This is a genomic window from Brevibacillus ruminantium (assembly GCF_023746555.1).
Taxonomy (GTDB): Bacteria; Bacillota; Bacilli; order Brevibacillales; family Brevibacillaceae; genus Brevibacillus; species Brevibacillus ruminantium.
Genome location: NZ_CP098755.1, coordinates 1178686 through 1198234, shown reverse-complemented (window position 1 = coordinate 1198234; position 19549 = coordinate 1178686). Strand labels below are relative to the sequence as shown.

The 19549-nt window shown below is 52.3% G+C and carries 21 protein-coding genes; 10 read left to right on the top strand and 11 right to left on the bottom strand.

What is annotated here, in order from left to right; genetic code table 11:
• Positions 1 to 64 precede the first annotated feature (64 nt).
• Positions 65 to 577: a phosphatidylglycerophosphatase A family protein gene (locus NDK47_RS05825; RefSeq protein WP_251873922.1), complete on the top strand. Its 513-nt coding sequence runs from the start codon at positions 65 to 67 to the stop codon at positions 575 to 577.
• Between the two features lie 37 nt (positions 578 to 614).
• On the opposite strand, the gene NDK47_RS05820 is transcribed toward NDK47_RS05825, so the two are convergent.
• From NDK47_RS05820 to NDK47_RS05805, 4 genes are all read right to left on the bottom strand, one after another.
• A complete protein-coding gene (locus NDK47_RS05820; RefSeq protein ID WP_251873921.1) occupies positions 615 to 1394 on the bottom strand; it encodes a TIGR01457 family HAD-type hydrolase in 780 nt (259 codons plus the stop codon).
• Between the two features lie 66 nt (positions 1395 to 1460).
• A complete protein-coding gene (locus tag NDK47_RS05815) occupies positions 1461 to 2096 on the bottom strand; it encodes a helix-turn-helix transcriptional regulator (protein ID WP_251873920.1) in 636 nt (211 codons plus the stop codon).
• A gap of 90 nt (positions 2097 to 2186) precedes the next feature.
• Positions 2187 to 2717: a type VII toxin-antitoxin system HepT family RNase toxin gene (gene hepT / locus NDK47_RS05810; protein WP_251873919.1), complete on the bottom strand. Its 531-nt coding sequence runs from the start codon at positions 2715 to 2717 to the stop codon at positions 2187 to 2189.
• A 3-nt stretch (positions 2718 to 2720) separates the two neighbouring features.
• A complete protein-coding gene (locus NDK47_RS05805; RefSeq protein WP_251873918.1) occupies positions 2721 to 2825 on the bottom strand; it encodes an amino acid ABC transporter permease in 105 nt (34 codons plus the stop codon).
• A gap of 115 nt (positions 2826 to 2940) precedes the next feature.
• Between NDK47_RS05805 and glpX the strand changes: the two genes are divergently transcribed.
• From glpX to NDK47_RS05790, 3 genes are all read left to right on the top strand, one after another.
• Positions 2941 to 3915, top strand: a complete 975-nt coding sequence (gene glpX / locus NDK47_RS05800; protein ID WP_251873917.1) for a class II fructose-bisphosphatase — start codon at positions 2941 to 2943, stop codon at positions 3913 to 3915.
• Positions 3916 to 3924: 9 nt separating this feature from the next.
• Positions 3925 to 4194 (top strand): DUF3055 domain-containing protein, encoded by a 270-nt coding sequence (locus NDK47_RS05795; RefSeq protein WP_251873916.1) that lies wholly within the window; start codon positions 3925 to 3927, stop codon positions 4192 to 4194.
• Between the two features lie 225 nt (positions 4195 to 4419).
• Positions 4420 to 5586: a dicarboxylate/amino acid:cation symporter gene (locus NDK47_RS05790; RefSeq protein WP_251873915.1), complete on the top strand. Its 1167-nt coding sequence runs from the start codon at positions 4420 to 4422 to the stop codon at positions 5584 to 5586.
• Between the two features lie 99 nt (positions 5587 to 5685).
• Here the strand turns inward: NDK47_RS05790 and NDK47_RS05785 are convergent, their stop codons facing one another.
• On the bottom strand, positions 5686 to 6318 hold the full coding sequence (locus tag NDK47_RS05785) for a nitroreductase family protein (RefSeq protein WP_251873914.1): 633 nt from the start codon (positions 6316 to 6318) through the stop codon (positions 5686 to 5688).
• A gap of 363 nt (positions 6319 to 6681) precedes the next feature.
• On the opposite strand from NDK47_RS05785, the gene NDK47_RS05780 reads away from it, so the two are divergent.
• A complete protein-coding gene (locus NDK47_RS05780) occupies positions 6682 to 6972 on the top strand; it encodes a hypothetical protein (protein ID WP_251873913.1) in 291 nt (96 codons plus the stop codon).
• A 141-nt stretch (positions 6973 to 7113) separates the two neighbouring features.
• On the opposite strand, the gene NDK47_RS05775 is transcribed toward NDK47_RS05780, so the two are convergent.
• Positions 7114 to 7698, bottom strand: a complete 585-nt coding sequence (locus tag NDK47_RS05775; RefSeq protein ID WP_251873912.1) for a YutD family protein — start codon at positions 7696 to 7698, stop codon at positions 7114 to 7116.
• Between the two features lie 123 nt (positions 7699 to 7821).
• Between NDK47_RS05775 and NDK47_RS05770 the strand changes: the two genes are divergently transcribed.
• Entirely contained in the window at positions 7822 to 9000 is a 1179-nt protein-coding gene (locus tag NDK47_RS05770; RefSeq protein WP_407653385.1) for a YhcN/YlaJ family sporulation lipoprotein, read from the top strand.
• Between the two features lie 63 nt (positions 9001 to 9063).
• Here the strand turns inward: NDK47_RS05770 and lipA are convergent, their stop codons facing one another.
• Positions 9064 to 9951: a lipoyl synthase gene (lipA, locus tag NDK47_RS05765; protein WP_251873910.1), complete on the bottom strand. Its 888-nt coding sequence runs from the start codon at positions 9949 to 9951 to the stop codon at positions 9064 to 9066.
• Positions 9952 to 10119: 168 nt separating this feature from the next.
• Between lipA and NDK47_RS05760 the strand changes: the two genes are divergently transcribed.
• Positions 10120 to 11322 (top strand): ornithine cyclodeaminase, nickel-pincer nucleotide-dependent, encoded by a 1203-nt coding sequence (locus tag NDK47_RS05760; protein WP_251873909.1) that lies wholly within the window; start codon positions 10120 to 10122, stop codon positions 11320 to 11322.
• Between the two features lie 79 nt (positions 11323 to 11401).
• Here the strand turns inward: NDK47_RS05760 and NDK47_RS05755 are convergent, their stop codons facing one another.
• Both NDK47_RS05755 and NDK47_RS05750 read right to left on the bottom strand, forming a co-directional pair.
• A complete protein-coding gene (locus NDK47_RS05755; protein WP_251873908.1) occupies positions 11402 to 13648 on the bottom strand; it encodes an ATP-binding protein in 2247 nt (748 codons plus the stop codon).
• The gene (locus tag NDK47_RS05750; protein WP_251873907.1) at positions 13645 to 14769 is read right to left on the bottom strand and encodes a metallophosphoesterase family protein; all 1125 of its coding nucleotides are present in this window, start codon (positions 14767 to 14769) and stop codon (positions 13645 to 13647) included. Before NDK47_RS05750 ends, NDK47_RS05755 begins: the two co-directional genes overlap by 4 nt.
• Before the next feature lie 138 nt (positions 14770 to 14907).
• Between NDK47_RS05750 and larC the strand changes: the two genes are divergently transcribed.
• A complete protein-coding gene (larC, locus tag NDK47_RS05745) occupies positions 14908 to 15792 on the top strand; it encodes a nickel pincer cofactor biosynthesis protein LarC (RefSeq protein ID WP_251873906.1) in 885 nt (294 codons plus the stop codon).
• A gap of 170 nt (positions 15793 to 15962) precedes the next feature.
• On the opposite strand, the gene NDK47_RS05740 is transcribed toward larC, so the two are convergent.
• On the bottom strand, positions 15963 to 16520 hold the full coding sequence (locus tag NDK47_RS05740; RefSeq protein ID WP_251873905.1) for a DJ-1/PfpI family protein: 558 nt from the start codon (positions 16518 to 16520) through the stop codon (positions 15963 to 15965).
• Positions 16521 to 16610: 90 nt separating this feature from the next.
• Positions 16611 to 17618, bottom strand: a complete 1008-nt coding sequence (gene larC2 / locus NDK47_RS05735) for a nickel pincer cofactor biosynthesis protein LarC2 (RefSeq protein WP_251873904.1) — start codon at positions 17616 to 17618, stop codon at positions 16611 to 16613.
• Positions 17619 to 17768: 150 nt separating this feature from the next.
• On the opposite strand from larC2, the gene NDK47_RS05730 reads away from it, so the two are divergent.
• Positions 17769 to 18797: a M23 family metallopeptidase gene (locus NDK47_RS05730; RefSeq protein WP_251873903.1), complete on the top strand. Its 1029-nt coding sequence runs from the start codon at positions 17769 to 17771 to the stop codon at positions 18795 to 18797.
• Positions 18798 to 18922: 125 nt separating this feature from the next.
• On the top strand, positions 18923 to 19549 hold the full coding sequence (locus NDK47_RS05725; protein ID WP_251873902.1) for a TetR/AcrR family transcriptional regulator: 627 nt from the start codon (positions 18923 to 18925) through the stop codon (positions 19547 to 19549).

Genomic DNA, 19549 nt, shown 5'->3' with positions numbered 1-19549 from the left:
GTGCCTATGTCCTTGCAGATACTACCCTCGATCAGAGAGCGTGCAGAGAAAGGGGTCTATGTGAATGAAAGATTACAGTTCGCTCAACAGCATGACCTGCTACGAAGTCACGCTGGAGCTGCTGCAGCAACGCGGCGTGCAAATCGACGATATTGCAGAAATCGTGCTCTTCCTGCAAAAGGATTACTTTCCCTATCTCACCCTGGACGATTGCCGGGAAAGCGTACAGGCTGTCCTGCGGAAGCGGGAAGTGCAAAACGCGCTGATGACGGGCATTCAATTGGATATGCTGGCGGAAAAAAAGCAGCTGTTCTCCCCGTTGCAGGAGATCATTGAAAAGGATGAGTCTCTGTATGGGATCGATGAGGTGATGGCGCTGGCCATCGTGAATTTATACGGAAGTATCGGCTTTACCAACTACGGGTATGTAGACAAAATCAAACACGGCAAGCTGAAGCAGCTAAACGACAAGCGGTTTGGCGTCCATACCTTTCTCGATGACCTGGCAGGCGCCATAGCCGCTGCCGCTTCCAGCCGGATCGCACACCGCCAGAAACAGGAGGAAGAATCCTGCTGATCTATGCTTCTTTGATGAAGAATTGACGAAGAAGATGCTAGGAAGTGGTCACACGCAGCCACTCCGTCAGATCACGAGCGATGTGCGTCGGCGGCTGGGGATGCACCGCCGCATCCTCTTTGCTGGAAAAACCGGTCAGAACGAGCAGGCTGTCGATGCCGCTCTTTGCACCTGCATCGATGTCGGTGTACAGATTGTCTCCGACGATCAAGGTCTCCGCAACCGCGGTGCCCAATCTGTCCAGGGCGAGGCGCATGATGATTGTTTCCGGTTTTCCGATGACGATCGGCTCCTTGCCTGAAGCAACAGAGACCGCTGCGACCAGCGAACCGTTCCCAGGCGTCAGGCCATGCTCGGATGGCAGGGCTGCATCGCGGTTGGTTGCGATCAAGGTGGCCCCTTCCCGGAGAGCACGCGCAGCGATGGTCAGCTTTTCATAATCGAATGTTCGGTCGATCCCGACGATCACGTAGCGAGCCGCCTTTTCTGTGAGGACGAAGCCCTGTTTGGTAAGCTCAGCTCTCACCCCCTCCTCACCGATGACATAGACAGGCGTACCGGCTGGAGCAACCTGGGCCAGATACTGTGCAGTAGCCATTGCTGAGGTGTACACCTCTTCTGCTTCAGCCGGGATGCCCATTGTTTGCAGGCGGGCTGCCACCTGCTCGGGCGGGGCAGATGAGTTGTTGGTTAAAAACAAATACGGCACGCCTGTTTCGCGCAAATGCGCGAGGAATGCAGCAGCCCCGGGAATCACTTCCCGTCCGCGGTAAATGGTTCCGTCCAAATCAAGCAAATACCCTCGATAGTTCTTCACGTTTTCGTCCTCCATGAAAGAAAATCCACTCGAAACCGAGTGGATGGTTGTCATTTGTCAGGTGAATTACGCCTGGCGCACCTCACGTATATCAAACACGCATTTTTCTCCGCCCTTGGCCATGCATGAGGTCTGTTCCACCTCGGCATTCAGTACGCGACGGAACAGAGAAAGCTCACATGTGCAGGCTTGGTTGAATTCACGGGCCACCTGTGAAATCGGGCAGTTAAACTCCTTGATGCAGTATCGCCCTTCTTCCTCCAGCTTTTCCCATTCTACCATGTAGCCTTTTTCGTTTTGCAGCTCAGCCAGCTTCGCTACCCGTTCTTCCAGGTTGCCTTGAACCTGTGGACGATACGACTGCTCCAGCCGGTTTTCCCTGCGACGAAACAGCATTTCCACTTTTCCATTTCCATCTATATCCTGCAAATCGCGCAAGAAGTCCAACGTAAGATGAGAGTAATTGCGAGGAAACAGTTCATCAGCCTCTTGAGACAGAGAGTACACGTTGGTAGGCCGTCCCATGGCTTGCCGCACGAGTGTCGACTTGATGAGATTGTCGCGCTCCAGGGTATTTAAATGGCGTCGTACCGCCATCTCGGTAATTCCCAAATCAACCGCCATATCACTGACAGAGAGTGATCCCTTAACCTTCAGCATGTTCAGGATCTGGTCGCGGGTAGAAGTGTTTTCATTACTCATTCATATCACCGCCTTTCCTCCATTGTACCGAACCCGGTTCCTTTAGTAAACAAAAGAAATCGTTTTGTATATAAAATCCACAGAAGCCTTTTAAAACAGCTCTTTTTTCAGATACGTCCGAACTGCCGGCTCGAACTGACGCAAGACAGGCAGTCCTTTTCCGGCGAGCTCGATCATCGCTTCACGCGGCACATTTGTGTAGTCATTCACCAAAAATTTGCGGAATTCAACCACGCCTGTCAGCTCTTTCGCCTGTTCATCTGTAATGACCTGTTCATCTCGCAGGATTTCCACGATGTCGGCATAGCTTCCCGGGTCCCGCATGATAAAGCCGTCGATAAGTGCATTGCCGGTATCGATGATGGCTTCAATCGACAGATGAAGAGCCCTCTCCATCGCTGCCAGTGCCACTTCATCTGCCGCCAGATCAGCCGCTTGCCGCGATGTCAGATTCTCCAAGAGAGCAAGCATTCGGGACATCTGTTTCAATACTTCGTCGATGCGCTTTGTATTTACGTCGTACATGGTATCCCCCTCATACATACTGCCTCTCTCCCGACCGCCGGCATTACCGGTATGGGCAAACAGGTTCACGCGCAGGGCAAGAGGCTCATTTCTCAAAGATTACTGCTTCCGTTTTTTTCGTTTTGCGTACCAGATGGTGATCGCAAAAGTGAGAATCAATACAACTAGAACCAATTCCCCTTCCTGTAAATAGGAATTGTTCATGCTACTCACCTCTTTTCATCCATCAGTATACCAAAATTGTACGAGCTGTCACGAATCCTCTTGTCTTTTATGTTACAATGATGGTTGAGTTTTTTCCCTACAAGGAGGAAAACAAGTGGAACGCGAACTGGCACTGGAAGTAGTGCGTGTAACAGAGATAGCCGCATTGGCTTCTTCCCACTGGTTGGGGCGCGGCAAAAAGAATGAGGCGGACGGAGCAGCGACAGGCGCCATGCGCGTTATGTTTGACACCATTAACATCCGTGGGACAGTGGTGATTGGCGAAGGCGAGCTGGACGAGGCCCCGATGTTGTATATTGGCGAAAAACTGGGAAGCACCGGGTCAGATGGACCGGAAGTAGATGTAGCGGTTGATCCGCTGGAAGGAACCACTATCGTTGCCAAGGGTCATAACAACGCCATGTCCGTAGTGGCCATCGGTGATCGGGGAACCCTGCTGCATGCGCCGGACATGTATATGTTGAAAATGGCTGTAGGGAAAAAAGCGGCTGGCAAAATCAAGCTGCACGATCCCGTTGAAAAAATGATCGAAGTTGTCGCGCAGGCCAATAACAAGCGGATACAGGATGTCACGGTAATCATCCAGGAAAGAGAGCGGCATCAGCATATCATCGACGCCGTCAGAGAAAAAGGTGCTCGAGTCAAGCTGTTTGGAGACGGAGATGTCGGTGCAGCCATCGCTGCCTGCATGCCGCAAACCGGAATTGACCTGTTCCTTGGCATCGGCGGGGCGCCAGAAGGTGTTATTAGCGCGGCCGCGATCAAATGCCTGGATGGCGACATGCAAGCTCAGCTGAAACCGCAAAATGATGCCGAACGCCAGCGCTGCATCCGCATGGGGCTGCAAAATCCCGAACAAATCCTCTCCCTGGACGACTTGGTAAAAGGAGACGACGCGATCTTTGCGGCAACCGGCGTGTCAGACGGAGAGCTTCTAAAAGGTGTCCGGTACCTCGGAGACGACATGGTGGAGACCGACTCCATCGTCATGCGGGCCAAGACCAAAACCATCCGTTTTGTGCGTGCCCTGCATAATCTAAGTCAAAAACAGTATCTGATCGGGAAGTGAGGCAGAAACATGTCCAATGATATTTTTTATCTGTATGACGAGACCGAAGAAACGCGCACCCGCTTTGTCAGCTTTATGGCTGAGGCTACCCGCTTCGATTTGGCGATTATTACGACCAATCGTTTCTATGGAAAAAAGCTGGTAGTGAACATCCAGAACGGGCGCTCCGCGATTATTGGTTCTGATGATCTGGAAGAAGAAGGCTATCTCGAATTTGCCTTTAACCTGAATGAGACGGAAGCGGAAGAGCTTCGAACCTTTTTGGAATCACTAATGTAAGGGAACCTGAAACAAAAAAGCCTGCGGTACTACGGAAAAATCAAAGAAACAACACGCAAAGAACATGCTCACGGGCATGTTCTTTTTAATTGTAACAAATATTTTTAATATTACTATTTTTTATGGAAATACTGACTTCATCAAGTTGATGTGTTACCTTGGCATTATCCATTCCTCATAGATACTTGTGCATTCCAAGTGAACATTTTTTTCGGGAGGTTTATCATGAAAAAATTAGGGCTTTTGCCCAAAGTATTGATTGCCATTATACTTGGAATCTTGATTGGTTCCGTCTCACCTGAGCCTGTTATCCAAGCCTTTGCTACCTATAGCGGTCTCTTTGGCAATTTTCTTGGCTTCGCCATCCCGCTGATTATTATTGGTTTTATCGCACCAGGCATCGGCGAGTTGGGCAAAGGGGCAGGGAAGCTGCTCGGCCTGACGACCGCCGTCGCTTACGGTTCGACCATTATCGCAGGAACCATATCGTACATGGTCAGCGCCGGATTGTTTCCCCAGCTGCTTGAAGTGGGAGGCCTAACGAAGTCCTTTGCCAACCCGGAAGATGCTTTGATTCAGCCTTTCTTCACGGTGGACATGCCCCCGGTCATGGGTGTCATGACTGCACTATTGCTCGCTTTTACCCTCGGACTGGGCGCTTCCGTCGTCAAGGGCGATTCTCTCCAGCGAGTCATGGTGGATCTGCGCGAAATCGTCGAAAAAATGATTTCGTCCATCATCATTCCGCTGCTGCCTTTTCATATTTTATCGGTATTTGCCAATCTTACCTTTGGCGGTCAGGTGAAAACGATCCTCGCCGTGTTTGCCAAGGTGTTTGTCATTATTATCGTCATGCATCTTGCCTATCTGGTCATTCAATACCTGGTCGCCGGACAATTGGGACGTAAAAATCCGTTTGTTTTGTTGAAGAATATGCTGCCTGCGTATTTTACTGCCATCGGCACACAATCCTCTGCCGCCACGATTCCTGTGACGTTAAGACAAACCAAGCAGAACAAGGTGACGGATAAAATCGCTGATTTTGTCATCCCGCTTTGTGCCACGATTCATTTATCCGGCAGTACGATTACCTTGGTCGCCTGCTCGATGGCGGTCATGATGCTGAACGGCATGTCTACTTCCTTTGCAACGATGTTTCCCTTTATCCTCATGCTGGGCATCACCATGGTCGCAGCACCAGGCGTTCCCGGCGGAGCAGTGATGGCAGCACTCGGTCTGCTGGAATCCATGCTGGGCTTCAGCACCACACTGACATCCCTGATGATCGCCCTGTACATTGCCCAGGACAGCTTCGGTACCGCCTGCAACGTGACTGGCGATGGAGCCATTGCGGTGATTACAGACAGACTGAGCAAGCCAAGCACTACGTAAACCAAGACGGATAAAAAACGGGATCGGCCACAGTACAATCAGGCGCGATCCCGCTTTTTTGTGAAAAACTGCAATCGTTTGGCTTTACGATCGTTTGGGTTATTGGGGACTTTCATTGTAGGAGACGAATTCCCCTACCGGCTTCCGGTACCCTCTTGGCCTTTGACTGGAAGTATCTTCTTTACCCAGTGTGATCAGCATAACCGGAACATAGCGATCGGGAATGTCGAGAGAGCTTCGGAGCAGCTCCGGGTCAAAACCGATCATCGGACATGTGTCCCACCCTTTTTCTTTGGCAATCAGCATCAACTGCATCGCAGACAGGCTGGCGTTTCGAATCGCTTCTTCCCGTGCAAATTGTTCCCCGCGCGACTGGTAAAACTGGATAGTTCCCTCCACCGTTTGTTGGTACTCCTGCTGGTTGTACACGCCCAAATGAAGCAGTCCTTCATAGATTTTTCCCGCCTGCTCATGCGCGCGGGTATCTCCCAGGACAACTATCGCCGCTGTGGCTGTTTTTACCTTGTATTGGCGGTAAGCTGCTTCGTATACCTGTTCCTTTACATCCTCGTCGGTCACCACGAGATAATGGGCATGCTGCAGATTAAACGCCGACGGCGCGTATTTCGCCAGTGAAAAAATGTCATCCAGTTCTTCCTTTGAAATTTCGATCCCTTGGACAAACTTATTGGCCGAGCGTCTCTCTTTTACGACGGAAACAAAATCCTTCACGAACCCTTCTCCTCCCACGCACTCGCAGACCTCTATGTATGAAGCGCAGACACTTCCTGATTGCCCCGAGTTGCTTATCTTTCAATTTTAAATAACTTAAAGTAAGTATATATACTTTTTATATGAAAGTAAAGCGTTCTTCTTCTCCCCGAGCAGCTTTTTCAATTCCCTGTTCCGGCTAATCTGTACCCAACCCATGATTGCCCTTTTTCACGAATATCTGTATCGCAGCACTTCAGTCCTCCCCGGGAACCAGGGCTATCTGTGCCCATTTCTTTGGGACAACGCTCCGTTCGGGCATTTGCCCCGTATACTGCTACTGGAAAAGAGATAGAAATTCTTGAGAGGAGTGTCAGACGAACGATGCAACCTTACCATCAGCAGTCAAGTGATGCGTCGACAGGATATCCGTCCCACTATCAAAATCATTTTGAGGAACAGGCCTACCCGGTTTTTTGGGGGCACAGAGATTTTGAAGTTGACTTTGTATTTCCGGTTACCTCCCCATTTTATTACGGCTATCAGCAGCCCTATTATCCCGTCTACCTTCCTTACCCGTATTCCTACTACTACCAGCCCTATCCGTATACTTTTTCCTACTACGACAGCTACGCACCGGTTGCAAGTCAAGCAGACGAATCCCACGCAGTGTAAGCACCGTATTTTGCCACTTTTTGTGGAAATGTTGGCTGCACATGCAAATAAAAAAGGCACTTGCCATGAACGCGTGGGTCAATCCCCAGCCAATGGCCGTGCCTTTTCTTTATTGTCTTTTTCTCTGTGAAAAACGCCCACTCATGGCCGTTTTGGTTGTGCTTGACCGCTGGGAGACTTGTCCCTTTCTCGACCAGGCCTTGGTTGATTCTGGCGGCGATCCTTGCCTCCGTCTCGACCGTTTTTGTCTGGTTGATATTTCGGTTTGTCTCCACGCTGTTTGCGTTCCCCTGATGCCTGGTTCCGCTCGTTTCGATCTGCGCGATTTTGTCTCGGGTGAACGCGCTTGCGCTCTTTGCGCTCTACAAATATCTCCTCGCCTATCCCGTCTGCTTCTGCATCCCCGAATCGCTCTTCACCATCAGCCGCATAGGGGTCTTGGTGATACGGGTTTGCTTTTACCTTGCGCAGTACAAAATAAGGACAACCGAAGTTGCAAAACTCATGCAGGTACTCGTCCAATGCGGCGATTCGCTGCTCAAATGGCACTTTTCGATTCGTGCTTTCGTAAAATCCACGTAAGCGGAGCTGGCCGTAACCCCAATCGCCCACAATGTAGTCGTACTTGTCGAGAATGTCGCTGTAGCGTTCTTTAAACGCTTCGGAATTCCAACCGTCGCGGTTGTCTTCCATGACTTCATAAGTGCCTGCTTGGGTGCGAATCAAGGCCGCTTCCTCCTTACTGTTGCATCATACGAACATCTTACCACATTTTTAGCAGAGAGAGATAAAATTCCCACGAAAACGACACGTCCTCCGGGGACACCCTAGCTGTAGGGGGTGGAACCATTGAATAAAAAAACTTGGTTGCTTCAAGCAGTTGCAGGTATTGCTCTGTTGACTTCCGCATGTGGGTACAATGCTGCTCCGGCTCCAGACAACACTGCTCGCACGAAAGGCACCACGGTGAACCAAGCTGCTCCACGCCTTTTCAACCCTGGCAAAGCCAGCATTTACAACAACGCTCCGGGAGCACCTGGCTATACGTCGCGCAACTACCCGTACACCTCTTCCAGCACGGGTAACTACGCGTACACAAACACCGCCGGTACTCAAATCGATGGCATGGGAATCAATGCTGTTCCTTACACTTACGGGGGTAGGGCCAATGGGGTTCCTCGCACATTTGGTACGACAGGTACCTATGGAACCGGTACCTATGGAACTGGCACCTTTGGAACGACAGGAACCTATGGTACTACCGGCACCTACGGAACGACTGGCACCTATGGTACGACTGGCATCTCCGGTACTACTGGCACCTATGGAGCTGGCACCTATGGAACTGCGGGCAATGTAGGGACTCACGGTATCTATGGCACCGGGACAGGGATGACCCACAACTACGGGCTGCGGCATAGCTATAATGCCTTTACCGACGGTGGCACTCGTCCGCTGAACCGCGATGGTTATCACGGAACCTCCATTTATCGCTCCCATACGGGTGCCGGTACAATGGCTACCAGTACCATCCCACATGCTGGATTTGTCCAGGTACACCGCGGCGCGCACACAGCAGCTGCAGGTGGAACTGGCAATCAGGTTTATGTGGACCGTGATGCCCTGGCAAAAGCTGTCGGCAACGTAACCGTCAGTTGCCCTGGCGTCGATCGCTCCACTGTACTGGTAACCGACAAAGAAGTATTTGTCGGTTTGAACACCACTGGTACTGACGCGAATACCGCCAAAAATCAAGCCCGTATGAACGCCACGTCCGTTTGCCCGCGTTATTACAAAGTGTATGTAACAGACAACCCCCAAGACATTGACGAGATCACCCGTGTTGCCAGCCGCACCACGAGCGGTCCAACGGCCCGAGCAGAAGATACTCGTCAGTATGACGCCCTGATCAAACGGATGGGCGGCCTGGTCACTGGTGAAGAGATGAAAACCAAAGGTTCAACCATGACCACTGAAACGAAACGTACCCACAAAGCAAAACAAGGTATGGGAACCTCCTCCCGTTAACACGCTGGAAAACCCCTATGATTCCATAGGGGTTTCCTTTTATCTGATTCGGTATGATTGTGGTTATTGCGCTTGTGCGATGGTTTCCTTGGCGGCGTTTGCCTGTTCGTGTGCGTGGTAAGAGCTGCGTACGAGCGGCCCTGCTTCCACGTGACTGAAACCGCGCTGCATTCCCTCTTCTTTTAGACGGGCAAACTCATCGGGATGATAGTAATTTTCTACAGGGAGATGCTTCTTCGTCGGTTGCAAATATTGACCGATTGTCATGATATTTACATCCACACTGCGCAAATCATCCATTGTCTCGATGACTTCTTCGATGGTTTCGCCTACGCCGATCATCAAGCTGGACTTGGTCGGAACATCAGGCTGGAATTCCTTTGCCTTTTTTAACAATTCCAGTGTACGGTCGTATTTGGCGCGTGCTCTGACACGGTCAGACAAGCGGCGAACTGCCTCAATATTGTGGTTCAATACATCGGGGCGGGCGTCCATGACGACCTTGAGTGCGTCCCAGTTTCCTTGGAAATCAGGGATCAGCACTTCAACCGAAGCAAGCGGCAAGCGGCGGCGAATCGCCCGAATCGTCTCAGCAAAGACTGCGGCTCCTCCGTCTGCCAGATCATCTCGTGCGACAGATGTAACGACGACGTGTTTCAACCCCATCTGTTCGGAGGCTTCTGCTACACGTTCCGGTTCTGCCAAGTCAAGCTCAGTCGGCAGTCCCGTCTTCACTGCACAGAATCGACAAGCCCGTGTACATATATCACCCAAAATCATAAAAGTGGCCGTACGATTAGCCCAGCATTCATGGATATTGGGACATTTTGCTTCTTCGCATACCGTATGCAGCGTTTGACTGCGCATCGTTTGCTTTAATTCTTTGAAGTTGGCCAATTCTTTTCCCGATACAAGGTTGATCTTGAGCCACTCCGGTTTTCGTTGCGACATTAGGGCTCACCCCTTATTGAACTTGGTCAATCCTCTTCATTATAGAGTTAGTCTCTGCCCGGGGCAATACTTGCATAATTATCCGTTTTTCCGCATCCCCTTTTAGCTGATCGAGACAATCGATATACTAGGGGTAACATCGCCGTGACTAAGGGGGAACGATTAAAAATGAAGCGCGTCATTGAAGTGCGCGGTCACATTATCCGCGACAATATTCTCAAACAGATCGATGCTTCCGTCGTGCAGTACAACGGCCACTACCGCGTGCTGGAACTGTCCGTAGGAGATCAAGTGGACGATGAATCGGTTGCCAAAATCGCGCTTGATCTTCCGGAGGACAAGCTCGATCTGATCCTCAACGAACTGATCAACCTGGGCTGTACGATTCCTACAGGGGAAGAGGCCCCGACAATCAAACTGGCCGAGAAGGATAAAGTTGTACCGGACGATTTCTACTCGACGACCAATCACGCCACCGAAGTATATCTTCAGGGCAAATGGGTCCGCGCCAAGTATCAACGGATGGATGCTTGTCTGGTTGTGAAAGGCGAAGAAGTGCACTGCGTCAAGCTGCGGGATATCAAAAAAGACGATCAGGTGATTTGCGGCAGCAACGGCGTTCGCCTCGTTCATCAACAAACGGAGGAGCGCTCCTCTGAGTTTTCCTTTATGAATAATGAAGTCAGTTCAGAGCGACGGGTTGAAGTTATCGTCAAGCAGTTGGCCGAAGAAATGCACAGCATCCGTAAACGAAACGGACGGATAGTATTTGTCGCAGGTCCTGTTGTCATTCATACTGGGGGCCAGGAAGCCTTCCAGAATATGATTCGCAAAGGCTATGTAAACGCCCTGCTCTCCGGCAATGCGCTGGCTGTCCACGATATCGAGCGCGCTCTTTTCGGGACATCCCTGGGCGTAAACTTAGATACCGGGTCAGTAGTTCGCGGGGGTCATAAAAACCATATGCGGGCGATCAATGCCATCAATCGGTCCGGGTCGATTGCGGAGGCTGTCACCGATCATACGCTGCAAAGCGGCATCATGTACGAATGCGTCAAACATCAGGTCCCCTTTGTGCTGGCCGGGTCAATTCGCGATGATGGCCCCCTCCCCGATACCCTGATGGATCTGATCGAAGCACAGGCCCAATACGCAGACCAGGTGGCCGATGCCGAGATGGTCGTGATGCTTTCCACGATGCTTCATGCGATCGGCACCGGAAACATGATGCCGAGCTGGATCAAAACCGTATGTGTAGACATCAATCCCGCTGTCGTGACCAAGCTGATGGACCGCGGTTCAGCACAGACCGTCGGCGTCGTGACGGATGTCGGACTGTTCCTGACCATGCTGAACAAGGAACTGAACTGATTTGATTACACGGAAAAAGCCCGCCTTCGAACAGCCTTCCTGTCCGAAAGCGGGCTTCTTTTTACGGCATACTGCTCCGTTACACCCGTAAAGTATGAAGGCGATGGCGATGAGAGGCTTCCATTAACGGCTGCAAATGTACCTGTTCACGTTCTGTACAGCTAAACAAAAACACCTGATGTTCTTCGGCAAGCTCCAGGAGCGCCTGCAAGGCAGCTTCCAGCCTTTCGGCGTCGTAGTGAACAAAATGGTCATCCAGAAAAATGGGCAACGGCTCGCTTTGTGCACTGACATGCCGGAGCAGTGCCAGCCGCTGGGCAAAGTAAAGCTGATCCTGTGTCCCCTGCGAGCATTGGTCTTGCTCGACAATCCGCTGATGACCCGCCTCCCAAACCTTTACATCAAACTGCGCGTGAGGATCAAGCCGGACATCCTCGTATTTTCCATCCGTGACCGTCGCCATGATCCCGGACGCGATTTGATTCAGTGCCGGTGAGATGTCTCGGTTCCACTCCTTGAGCGTCTGTTGCAGGGTATCGCGGGCAAGTGACAGGGCTTCGCGCTTCATCTGCAGTTGACGCAAAGCTTTCGCCGCTTCTTCATACTCACTGCGCACGCCGGCCAGAGACACCTCATCCTGTCCGCCGATTTCTCCAGAGGCATGGGCGATTTGCTCTCGGAGCGATAGCAGTTCTTCGCTGATGCGCTCCCGTTCTTGCTTTGCAGTATTCCGTTCATGATCTTGGAGCGCTTTTTCCTGTTCCAGCAAGACTCGAAAAGCATCTCCCCACTCTCTGAGCAGTTCTGCTTTTTGTTCCTGCCGCCTCCATTCCTGGGCAGCCAGACTGGCTTTCGCTCCTTCTGCGCTTCGTTTCAACTCTTCGCGCCTGATCAGAAAATCATCCCAATCCGCTGCCTGCCACTCCTGCAAAAGCTGATGCAGCTCTCCTTCACAAAGGGCCGCTTTGTCCTGATATTTTTGCCACTCCTGCTGTGGAACGGTAAGTCCTTTTCCCCTCTGCCTGTTTCGAAGCGCCATGACGCCGCCGAATGCTGCGGCCGCAGCAGCTGCCGAGACGAGACTGCCGGGCAATGCATAGCCTGCTGCAAAGAGTGCTGCCGCTGCAAACAAACCGATCAGACTGCCTGTCCACCAGAAGCGGACTGTACCGCGACGATTTCCCCGTTGTGACCGGGCTGCTGCTCTCCCCGGGGCGCTTGTCTCCCCTGTTTGCCTGGCAGCAGCCCGACTCTGGCCTGCTGGGCTTGTATACAAAGCAGACTGTGCGAGCAAATGGGCCTGCTCCCTGCACGCATTCAGCTCTTTTCGCAGCAAAACCGCCTTCTGATAGGCGTCCTCCATCTTTTCCAGACGGGATCGCTCTTCTGTATCATCCGCTTGGTTCAAGCTTTCTTCCACGCTCGATTCTTCCATCGCGCGCCACCGCTCACCGGCCTGTCGGTGCAGCCTGCGCTCTGCCTCCGTTTGCGCTTCCTGCTCCCATCTGTACCAGTCTTCCGGACTTGCCTCTGAAAAGCTGCGCTGCCATCTGTTTTGCCGATCCTGCTCCTGCCTCTGCATCAAAAGCAGCCTTTGATTAACCCGCTCCAGACTGCGCTCCAGCTCTTGCCGCCTGATTTCCCAAACCGCCAATTGCCGGGTCAGTTTTTGCACACCTCTCCAGCTTTCTTCCGCTTCCGCCAGCTCCCGCTCTTTGCTCGCAACCAAAGCAGTTGCCTTTCCAAGCAACGTGTTTTCAGCCCGCTCCTTTTTTCCGATCAGGGCTAACTCCCGCTCCAGCTCGGCCAGCATTCTGTTCACGGCCGGGTCGGTCTCGCCGCTGCCAAACAATGATGGCAGCAGATACTCTGCCGATTCCAAAGGTTTTCGCCTGATCCAGGTCAAATCGGTAAACAGGCTGCGCGTCAAACCGAGATGCAATTCGAGAAAATTGCGTTCTTTTCTTCGGTCCTCCTGATACAAATACGTCACTTCAGACCAGTCGGGATCGAGGTAAATCTGTGCCTGCTCCCGCTCTTTTTCGAGGCGGCGGTGCAGCCGGTACTGTTTGCCGTCCAGCTCGTACAGCACCACGGTCTCGTAGCTGCTCGCATGCCAAGGCAGGTAGCGCTCGTATTCGGGCAAATATCGCGCAGAGCGGACATAGTCCCGTTTCATGCCGTATAGGGAGGCAAAAATGGCCTGCAGCAGCGTCGTCTTTCCTCGCTCATTGGGAGCAGTGATCAGGTTGAGTCCCGGTGCAAACTGAAAATGGGCATCCTGCCATTTGCCAAAGCCTTTGATCGAAAGCTCGTCGATTCTCACCCGATGACTCCCCCTATCCGATCCAGCGCTTCTTTCACAGCCATACGAGCTACTTCCCGCTGCTGTTCATCCTCTGCTGCCGCCTCTTCCTCCAACAGCTTTTTTACCCAACGTCCCCAGATTCCCCCTTCGGCGATCAGCTTCTCTACATCCAGATCCGGCCTGGTTTTGTCAGCAAACCGAATGGAAAAGAAACGGGTAAAACGCTGCTGCAGCACCTCTATGGCAGGAGAAAAATGAGCGGGACGCTCTCCTGTCAGCGTGACAGCCAAAATCTGCCCATCCTGCACATCGGACAGCGCTTGCTCCACCCGGTCCACAAGCTGCTCCATCGTCTCTGCCCCCTGCACCTCTACCTCCCGTTTGAGAATCATCCGGGTTTGAACCGGAATCTCCTCCAGTTTCAACTGTCCCTCCTCACCAAGCTCGCCATATAGAACATGGCGCGGGCCGTCTTCTTTGACAGACAGCCCTTCCGGCGAGCCAGGATAGGCGGCAAAAACTTTCTTGTGTTGCGGATGCGGAAACAAAGCGGGCTTGTGAATATGGCCCAGCGCGATGTAGTCCATCCCGGTGCGGGCCATCTCGTCCAGCGTGATCGGGGCATAGGGGTGATGCTCCTCTCCCCCGCTGTGGATTACGCTGGCATGAAGCACCATGAGATGGTGCCGGTAGCCGTCCAGTTTTCCGGGGAAATCGAGCAATGGAGATTCGTACACATGCGGCTGCGGAAAGCCCCAGCCGTAGATCACGCAGGATTTTTCCGGGAATTCGTAGACACCCCACTCCGGCGTAAACCAAAATACATTGCCCGGCCACTCCATGGACTGGTAGTAGGAATCCGTTCTCCATGGGTCATGATTGCCCGGCGCAATGCAGACGGGTGTCGGTGCCACACTGGCAAACAGATCGCGCAAAAACACGGCCGTCGCTCTTCTCCCTCCATGCAGTTCCATCAGGTCACCGGCGATCAGCCAGAAATCGGCCTGCTTTTCCCATACCAGATCCCGAATCTTCCGCATCGTCCGACGAAAATCATCCTGCCTTAATTCATAAGAGAGCGACGAAGTATAAACAGGCGCATCCAGATGGATGTCCGCCGTATGGATAAATGACAACATGAAAAATCTCACTCCTCAACATGACAGACTGCTGAAGGAAATGGTACACTTTGGTCAGCAGAAAGCCTGTCTCATACACGAACATATTTTCCCTTTTATGATACAGGAAAAGAGTACCGGATAAAAGGAGCGATTACGTTGCGCATTGCCTATTTGGATTGTTTTTCTGGAATAAGTGGAGATATGCTGCTGGCTGCTCTCGTCGACGCGGGGGCCAGCCGCGAAAATATTGAGCGCGAGCTGCGCAAACTGCCGCTCGGCGATTTCCGCATGGAGTGGAAAAAAGTCGTGAAAAAAGGGGTAAGCGCCTTAAAGCTGGATGTGGTTGACGAAGAGCTGGAAAAGCTCAAATCTTTCAAAACCTTGCCTGTCCTGAGCATCGGGCACAGTCATCATCACGACCATGATCACAGCCACGATCACGGGCATCACCACCACGACCATGATCACAGCCACGATCACGGGTATCACCATCATCACGACCATGATCACAGCCATGATCACAGCCATCACCATCGCCGCTACAGCGAGATCGCTGCGATGATTGACGCGGCCGATTTTTCCCCGCGTGTGACGGCGCGCGCCCAAGCGATTTTTGCGAAAATTGCCGTCGCGGAGGCGAAAATCCACGATGTCCCCGTTGAGACCGTCCATTTTCACGAGGTCGGAGCACTCGATTCGATCGTGGATGTCGTGGGTATCGCCCTGGCTTTGGAAGAGTTGCAAATTGATCAGGTGTACAGCGGTCCCGTCCCGACAGGAAACGGCTATGTCCGCTGTGATCACGGCCTTTACCCGGTGCCTGCCCCTGCTACAATGGAAATGCTCAAAGGCATCCCGCTGCGCAGCACCGAAATTCAAAAAGAGCTGACGACTCCAACTGGAGCCGGTGTTGCAGCCGGCATCGTTCAAGAGTTCGGTCCGCTTCCGGCCATGACCGTGGAAGCGATCGGGTATGGTGCTGGCACCCGGGACTTGCCCGATCAGCCCAATGTCCTTCGCGTGCTCGTTGGGACGCTGTAGTTCCTGCGTGCTTTTAAAAGAAATCGAGAAGGAGGGGGAACCCCCGTCCGGGACTTGACCTATAGCTATCTCCCATGCTGGGCGCACCTAGAAAAAGCCTTGTCTCCTTCCCGGGACAAGGCTTTCTGCTTTAAATTATGAAGAATAAACCAACTTCCGCATATCGCCGATCAACCTTCCCGCAGCAGGCGCAGGAACTCTTTCATAAAGCCGGGCAGGTCCGGCCAAGCATGAGCAGAGACCAGATTGTTGTGAACATGCAAAGGCTCGGTGCGATAAACAGCTCCACACGCTTCCACATCTGGACGGCATGCCTGATAGGCTGTCATTTCGCGATCACGGACATGCTCACTGACCAGCGCCAGCACCTGTGACCCGTGGCAAATGGCGGCGACCGGTTTGTTTGCTTCAAAGAAATGAGCCAGAATCGGCTTGAGATGCTCGTTCAGCCGGATATACTCAGGTGCGCGGCCGCCCGGAATGATCAGACCGTCGTATTCCTCCGCATTCACATCGGCAAAAGCGATGTGGGAAGCGAGCTGATAGGCTGGTTTTTCCGTGTAGGTTTCGCTGTGGGCTTCGAAATCATGGCAAACGGTATGCAGCGTTTTTTTCGTGGGCGATGCAATGACGGTCTCCAATCCTTCCTCCAGACAACGATAATACGGATAAAACACTTCCAGAGCCTCTACCGCATCTCCCGTCACGATCAACACTTTCTTGCTCATTTGTACAGCCTCCCCACAAGAGTTTTCGAGGGTCGTACCCTCACTACCATTTTCTGCAGAACTGCCCCATTCTCCTGCAGCCGCAGGCAGCTACACCTGTTTCATGGCGAGCATGAGCGCTTCTTGATGTACTTCCTTTACCGAGACTCCTGCTTCCTTGGCCAGCCGGGCGCATACGGCATATTCCGGGGAGCATTGCACCCTTTTTCCGCGATGAATGCCTATTTTTACCGGTACTCCCCCCCAGGTTGTTTTTACTGTGAGGAACTGCCTTGCCAGCCGATGGCAAGCTGCGGGAAAATACCGGACGCCAAAAGTGCTGGTCTCTTGAAACAGGATGGTTGTCAGCTCCTCCACTTTGCTTTGGTAGCACAACACTTGCACCAGGATTCCCGGACGACTTTTTTTCATCGTAACCGGGATAAAATGAACGTCATTTGCCCCCGCTTCGAAGAGCCGTTCCATGGCATGAGCCATCCACTCCGGACTGCAATCGTCCACGTTCGCCTGCATAAGCATCATTCCGGTATCGATATGCTCCACATCGTGCTTGCGAAACTCATGAACAATCGGCAGCGAATCTTTTCGCCCCCCGGTTTCTTCCGCCTTCACCGAAAGGACAGCTACGCCATCGCCCATTTCGACGCGGCTGATGTTTCCGTTCAGCGACGTTACCGGCTTTGCTCCGATTTCTTTTAACCATATCATCGCCACAGGTGAAAATTGTGAAGAGGGGTTTTGTATTTCTTCTTTAACTTCCCAGCCCTCCAACAGTGGAAGTAGGGCCAGAGGAAGTCCAGCAGGGATCGTCAAAGGCAGGACATAGAATTCAGCGCTTGGCTGGTCCTTCTCTGGTATCTGAAAGCAGGCGAGCAGCTTTTTCAAGGCGTCGATTTCACGCTGCCACGCTTCCGCTGACAGAAACGGGCGGTACCTCTCGACCGCTTCTGAGACTGTTTCAAATCGCCGCAGAGCCTCTTCCTGGGACAGTTCGCTCTCTTCCTGCGATGGAGCCGGTCGGCCTTCCGCCAGACGAAGCAGCGGTTCGACTGCTGTATGTAAAAAGAACGATTCGTCACTTCGTATGATAATCTTCATGTTTCCCTCCGTTTGGACTCTTCCTTTGATCATACACCAATTCAGTATTCCGGCACATGCCCGCTTCCTTCTGGCTGGCAAAAACTTCTCGGATAATCACCCTGGGCTGACAGAAACTACAAAGAAGAACTGTTCAGGAGGGAATCGGGCATGCGCAATTTCCGCCTATTGCTGCAGATCAGTTTGAGCGTAATTTTAACCTGTTGTTCCTTGCCTCCTGTTTCGCAAGCATCCGGGTCTGTCACGGCCGGCTCTGTCGAAAAGGTCTTTCAGGACCGTCTTGAATTGTTCCAACGTTTAGAGGCACTCTACGGTATCCCTTGGTCTTATCTGGCTGCGGTGGATCAATACGAACGTTCCATCCACAAGCGCAGAAAAAAAGGCAGCGAACAACAAGCACCGGAACGTTTGACCGCGATCATGATTCCTCCTTCTCTATGGTGCGGTGCGTTGAACCCCGATCAACAGGATCACCACGAAACCTCCATTCGCTTTTTTGGCGGCATCGGCATGGATGGAGATGGCGACGGCAAAGCAGAACGGGAGAATGACATGGACGTACTGACAACCCTGATCCACTTTTTTGCACAGTACGGCTTGACCCGCGAGGACTGGCGGATTGGCCTGTGGTCCTACTACAAGCGTGACCGGGCAGTGAAAACCATCGATCAGTTTGCCCGTATCTACGAGCGCTTTCAACGCCTTGACTTAGATGATCATCATTTTCCCATTCCGAAACGCTATTCCTACAGCTACCACAGCACCTGGGGCGCCCCCCGCGGCTGGGGAGGCCACCGGATTCATGAAGGAACCGATATCTTTGCCGGATACGGCACACCTGTCCTCAGCACGGGCTACGGCGTCATCGAGGTCTTGGGCTGGAACCGATACGGCGGATGGCGCATCGGAATGAGAGACATCGGCAATGTCTACCATTACTTTGCTCATTTGGGCTCCTTTAAAAAGGGATTAAAACCGGGTGACATCGTAGAGCCGGGCGAAATCTTGGGCTACGTGGGGAGTTCTGGTTACGGAAGACCTGGCACCGCCGGAAAATTCCCGCCCCATTTGCATTACGGGATGTACAGCGACACCGGAAGCAACGAGTGGGCATTCGATCCTTATCCTTACCTGAGGCGATGGGAGTGGCAAATGTACAACAAAAAGAAGAAACGCTGAAAACTGCTGCACGTTTGCCTGATCCTGCAATCTGGAATCAGGCTTTTTTGCATTGACAGCCAGGATTCCCCCGCTTACAATCAATTTAAAAAATTGGACAAATGTCCAAAAAGCAGGTATGAGACATGAAACAACCATCGAAAGCGGAAAAAGCGGAAGCCAAGCGAGCCTTTTTGGTAGAACAAGCCACCCGTTGTCTGGCCGAGCGGGGGTATGCCTCTGTTTCGCTGCGCGATATTGCTCGGGAGTCGGGCGTCTCGCTGGGCATTTTGCACTACTACTTTGAAAGCAAAGAGGATTTGCTTCTGGCCGTCATCACAGGCTACAAGCATCACTTTTTGGATGAGCTGGAAACAGAGCTTCTTGCCGACCCTCTTGAAGGCTGGCAGACAAGGTTTTCTTCCCTTTTGCGCCAAGCGCTCACCGAGCATCGAAACACTCATCGACTCTGGTATGACCTGCAGGTCCAAGCCATGTACCACCCCGCCTTTCGCAAGCCTGTCCAGGAGATTCGCGAGCGTCTCTACAGCCTGATCAGGCACATGCTGGAAAAGCTGCTAAACCACCATGGCAAGCACGCTGCTTCCTTCTCCCCCGAGACGTGGGTACCGCTCTTTTACTCCGCCCTGGACGGCCTGTTTTTCCAATCCTTGATGGCGGATAAAGAACTGGCTGATCAGCTCGTAGCCCGGCTCGAAGAAGATCTGACCCGCTTGCTTGAAACCTTTTTCATCCATTCCACATTGAATTAA